We start from the raw sequence: 4,754 nt of genomic DNA on the forward strand, positions 1-4,754 counted from the left end.
CTCTCCAACTCTGAACTTCCTCTTCTGTACAATTACTTATAAGTCCGATTTTAACATTTTTCACTCGTATAGCATCTAGCAAATTATTTACATCCTCATTAATTGTTAGAAGAGGTAATTGCTTCTCTTTTACCCGCTCCTGATACAAATGATCGATCGATTCTTTATTGAACGGAAGTTCCTTACTGGCTAAAATCTCCTCAACAACATTATGGTAGTTTTTCAATTCTCCTGTCATTCTTCTTTGTTGTCGACGTCCAAACTCCCTCTTAAACTCCTCATTACTAAGTCCCAACAATTCCATATAGTTATATGTCCGCTTTGCAAGTCGCTCACCATTACCAAATTCAGTTATTAGTGTTTCAAATAAGTCGAATATTACGGCTTTGGTCTCCATGAGAACACCCTCTCATAAATCTCTTCTCTACTAACGGAGTCACATGAAAATCATTGGTATACATAAGATCAAACCACTTTGATCCTAAAAAGTCTTGTTAACATCCCTGTTTTTGAGATCATTTTCAACGGCTTTATCAACTGCTTCTTTAACATAGTCCCTTTTCGGCAGCTTGTGGTTAATATTTAACAAGAGCGCAATGACTATAAGTAGTAATATAATTATAATTACGCTTGTCATTTAAGAGATCCCTGCTTTCCATAGAAGTTCGTCTTCATACGACTCCTTTTTCGATATGTGATTAGACGGAGGCGCTTCCCGCTTCTAGAAGCTCTTCCATTGTAAATAAAGCATGCACTCTAAGTCCAATTTCCTCTAGTTTCCGTCTACCTTCTGGATCACGTTCAATGACACATACTACGTCTTCAACAATTGCCCCAGCAGTACGTAAATCGTTGGTGCTCAGAATAACTTGGCCGCCAGTTGTTACTACATCCTCAACGACACAAACCTTCTTACCGACTATGTTCGCTCCCTCAGCAAGCTTGCATGTTCCATATTCCTTCGCTTTCTTACGCACAAACGAGGAGGAGATATTGGTTTTGAGAGACAGCGCTGTTGCAATCGGTATACCACCCATCTCAAGACCAGCAAGGACATTTGTGCCAACAGGTACTAGATGTGCCAGCTGCTCTGCAATCCGGTCTAACAATTGGGGATTGGATTCAAATAAATATTTATCAAAATATTCGCTCGAAACTTGACCAGACCGCAATGTAAATGTTCCCGTCAAATGAGCGATCTCATAGATGTCTTTTGCTAGATTTCTTTTCATAAAGTCATTCCTCCAATAGTTGTTTTTCAATCTAAAATATCAAGCTTCTCTAGGACTTCCTCAAGCTTCATTCCCCTTGAACCTTTTAGGAGAATAACATCTTCCGGTCGTACGATCTTCAACAATTGTGCAATTAGATCCTCTTTCGTATCAAAATGTCTGACATGATTTATTGGGTAGCCATCTAGAAGTTCATTAGATATATGTTGACTTAACGTACCATACGTAAGGACGAAATCAATCTCATCAGGTCTAAAGCCTTTTGCAATTTCTTGATGGTATTTTATTTCTTGATCTCCCAGCTCTAACATATCACTCAATACTAATATCTTTCTTTTGTAGCCAGTTAGTTCTTTCACGGATTGTATAGCTGCTTTCATAGATACTGGACTTGCATTCCAAGCATCGTTAATTATGGTGAATCCCGCTCTCGCCTCAATTACTTCCATCCGCATCCCTGATATTTTCAACGTATTAAAGCCGTTTTCAATCTCCTCATCCTTCAGCTCCAACTGCTTAGCAACTGCGATAGATGCCAATGCATTCATAACATTATGCCGCCCAAGTAAAGGGATAGAGYAAGAGTTACTATTATCTAGTTTAAATCGAATACCACTTTCTACTGTCTCAATACATGTAGCATATAAATCATTTGATTCTGACTCCCCAAAACGGACACACCTAGTTGTAGCTGGCAAACCTTTCAGTTGTTTCGCTTGATTTAATAACGGCTCATCACCATTGATTATGATTACTCCATTCGAATTTAAGCCCTTCAGAATTTCCAGCTTAGCGAGCGCTATAGCCTCCTTAGAACCCAGTGATGACAAGTGAGAAATGCCAATCATCGTGATAACTGCAACATCAGGCCGGGCAATCTCGGATAAAAGCTCGATTTCTCCGATATTACTCATACCCATTTCAAGTATGACCACTTGTGTATCCTCTTCCAATCCCAATAGCGTTAAAGGTAAACCATATTCTCCATTAAGGTTGCCTTTCGTTTTATGGGATCTATAGCTCCCGGACACAATGGAATAGATCATATCCTTTGTCGTCGTCTTCCCATTACTACCTGTAATACCTATTACGATTAGATTTAATTGATCACGGTATGATTTTGCCAGACTCTGCAGTGCTATAAGAGTGTCTTCTACGAAAATGAGCGGAATTCCTTGTGGGGGACTGGGATGATCTTTTTTCCAAAGTAATGCTGAAGCTCCCTTTGCAATTGCCTCTTGGGCATATTTGTGTCCATCATCAATGMGTATTATGGGGATATACAAATTACCAGGTGTTAAGGATCTAGTATCTATCGAAACACCAGCAACTTTTGTATTCAAAAAATCGGTTTTTAACCCCTGACCCGAGACCATCTCTTGGATACTTTCTAACGAACGCAATATCATCCAATCACCCCTTGCTTTTAGAGTCGTTTCTCATAGCAGACGCTGGATTCACTGTTTACGTACTCGCCGAATCTCTCAATTGGATAATAGCCATGCTTTCTATAAAAGCGTAAAGCCTCAGGCTGCGGTTCCCCTGCCTCTAATTTTATCGCTTTAAAATGTAAGCTTCGCGCCCGCATTTCAAGCTCATCTAATAGCAATTTTGCAATACCTTTATTCCGATACGCTTCTTCCACAAAAAATCTTTTTAACTCCGTATCGTTATCATCCAGAGCCCTAATTGCACCGCAGCCTATGGGAACATCGTTCAGATAAGATATGACAAACACTACCTCATTCACATTAGGATCAGTAAAATCTAATTCGAATATATCCTCTATTGGATACCGCTCAAGCAAATAAGCATCAAGCTTTTCAATTAAGCTTGCTAAGTCTTTGCTGTCAGAGGGTACTTGAACTATTTTTATTTCTTCCATACTATATCTGATCTCCAATCTTTAGGCACCAAGCAGAAATGGGTTATCTAACGCTCTTATTTATAATGTGTTACCAAATCCTTTTCATGCTCAATTGATCAACTATCTTTTCTAGACAATAGACATCGGGATTGGTTAGATTTTTCCAACCAACAAATCCAAATTCACTGTTATAGTGTGTAATTAATAAAGATAACAATGCACCATGAGTTACTACAACAATAGAGCGTTCCGGTCTAGCTAACAGTTCCTCAATGACTTGCAGACCTCTGCTCAGAGCCTCATTTGAAGATTCTCCACCTTCAAACTGCAAATCATAGTCGATATAAGTTCGTTCAAGCTCTTCTAACCAGTTATCTAGTGGAACACTGCTTAGTATCCTCTCTTGCAAGCGATTATCTATGTAGATTTCTTGATGAATCCTGTCACTTAGAGGTTTGATCGTATTCATTGCTCTCAGAAAGGGACTAGATACGATCAATTCTATTTTCTTATCCTTAAAAAATCCTACTAGATCTTCCGCTTGTTGTATTCCTTCCTCCGTCAACTCGGCAAAGGCGTCTTGACCAGTTGCTTTGCAGTGTCTAACAAAATACAACCACTTCATCTTATGTTCCTCCCATTCACTCAAACCTATTATTCATATCCAAATTTGGTATTGTTTATAAATAGCTATAGGATTATGATCTTAACAAAGAGTAATATACTGAAAGGAATGTCACCATGAAGAAAATATCTATACTGGCATTTTCAACTGTCCTAGCTATCGGAATCTCAATGCCATCCACCACCGTAGTAGAAGCAAGTACGAAGGCTAAAACGTATAAAAACTGTACAGAACTAAATAAAGTATATAAAGGCGGAGTTGCTCGCACATCATCTGCTAAAAACAAAGGTGGTAAAACCAAGTATAAGCCTTTTGTATCGAAAGAAATCTATGACGCCAATAAAAAAAGTGACCGCGATAATGACATGATTGCATGTGAACGTTAACATCTTTTCACGCATTTCAAATTATTTCACTGTGTATATTTTACCACAAATCCCCTTTTCAGCGAATGCYGATAAACCTTATTTATAGGAGATGAACGCTAATGTCGAATCAACCTAAATCAATTAATGCTATTGAACTGGATTCAAATATGGCCATTGAGGAGAGAATAGATGATACTCTAAAATGGTTATCGCCTCTTGAAGCCCCTTTTCAAATTGCTGGTTTCGCTTGGCTGGAGCAAGAAAAGAAATACCGTCGACTTCCATCCTCGCCAAGGGACTTACTGCCTCCAGAAGTTGATGCGCTGGCTAACTGTACGGCAGGAGGACAAATACGGTTTATTACGAACACCTCGCAATTGTCGATAAGAGTTAAGCTTACAGGACCGGCTAATATGTATCATATGCCAGCAACAGGACAATGTGGGTTCGATTGTTATCTAGGGGAACCAGGAAACCAAAGCTTTTTTGGTACTACTAGCTTTGATTACACGAAATCAGAATATGAAGCTTCGTTATACAAATGGACAACTAAACGTGAGTTTTGCGTCACATTAAATTTTCCATTGTATCAAGGTGTTGAAGAGGTATTCATCGGTATAGATCAAGATGCTCAAGTAAGCTCAGCTCCTGACTATGCGAGC

At 39.0% G+C, this 4,754-nt stretch carries 7 protein-coding genes; 2 read left to right on the forward strand and 5 right to left on the reverse strand.

Translation table 11 applies throughout. From position 1 onward, the window contains the following. The 5 genes from AC1DWN_RS28270 to AC1DWN_RS28290 all read right to left on the reverse strand — a co-directional run. Positions 1–397: HAD family hydrolase (locus AC1DWN_RS28270; RefSeq protein ID WP_477562216.1), on the reverse strand; the 397-nt coding region annotated here is incomplete at its 3' end. Between the two features lie 301 nt (positions 398–698). After that, positions 699–1,232 carry an orotate phosphoribosyltransferase gene (gene pyrE / locus AC1DWN_RS28275; RefSeq protein ID WP_477562217.1) on the reverse strand — a complete coding sequence of 178 codons (534 nt, stop codon included), beginning with the start codon at positions 1,230–1,232 and terminating at the stop codon, positions 699–701. A 26-nt stretch (positions 1,233–1,258) separates the two neighbouring features. Then, positions 1,259–2,641, reverse strand: a complete 1,383-nt coding sequence (locus AC1DWN_RS28280) for a UDP-N-acetylmuramoyl-tripeptide--D-alanyl-D-alanine ligase (protein ID WP_477562218.1) — start codon at positions 2,639–2,641, stop codon at positions 1,259–1,261. Positions 2,642–2,658: 17 nt separating this feature from the next. Further along, positions 2,659–3,117 carry a GNAT family N-acetyltransferase gene (locus AC1DWN_RS28285; RefSeq protein WP_477562219.1) on the reverse strand — a complete coding sequence of 153 codons (459 nt, stop codon included), beginning with the start codon at positions 3,115–3,117 and terminating at the stop codon, positions 2,659–2,661. A gap of 70 nt (positions 3,118–3,187) precedes the next feature. Continuing rightward, entirely contained in the window at positions 3,188–3,724 is a 537-nt protein-coding gene (locus tag AC1DWN_RS28290) for a histidine phosphatase family protein (RefSeq protein WP_477562220.1), read from the reverse strand. A gap of 116 nt (positions 3,725–3,840) precedes the next feature. On the opposite strand from AC1DWN_RS28290, the gene AC1DWN_RS28295 reads away from it, so the two are divergent. Then, positions 3,841–4,110: an excalibur calcium-binding domain-containing protein gene (locus tag AC1DWN_RS28295; protein WP_477562221.1), complete on the forward strand. Its 270-nt coding sequence runs from the start codon at positions 3,841–3,843 to the stop codon at positions 4,108–4,110. Between the two features lie 101 nt (positions 4,111–4,211). Next, a partial coding sequence (locus AC1DWN_RS28300) for an SGNH/GDSL hydrolase N-terminal domain-containing protein (RefSeq protein WP_477562222.1) occupies positions 4,212–4,754 on the forward strand: 543 nt, incomplete at its 3' end.

It is taken from the genome of Paenibacillus sp. P4_A7, from assembly GCF_056402455.1.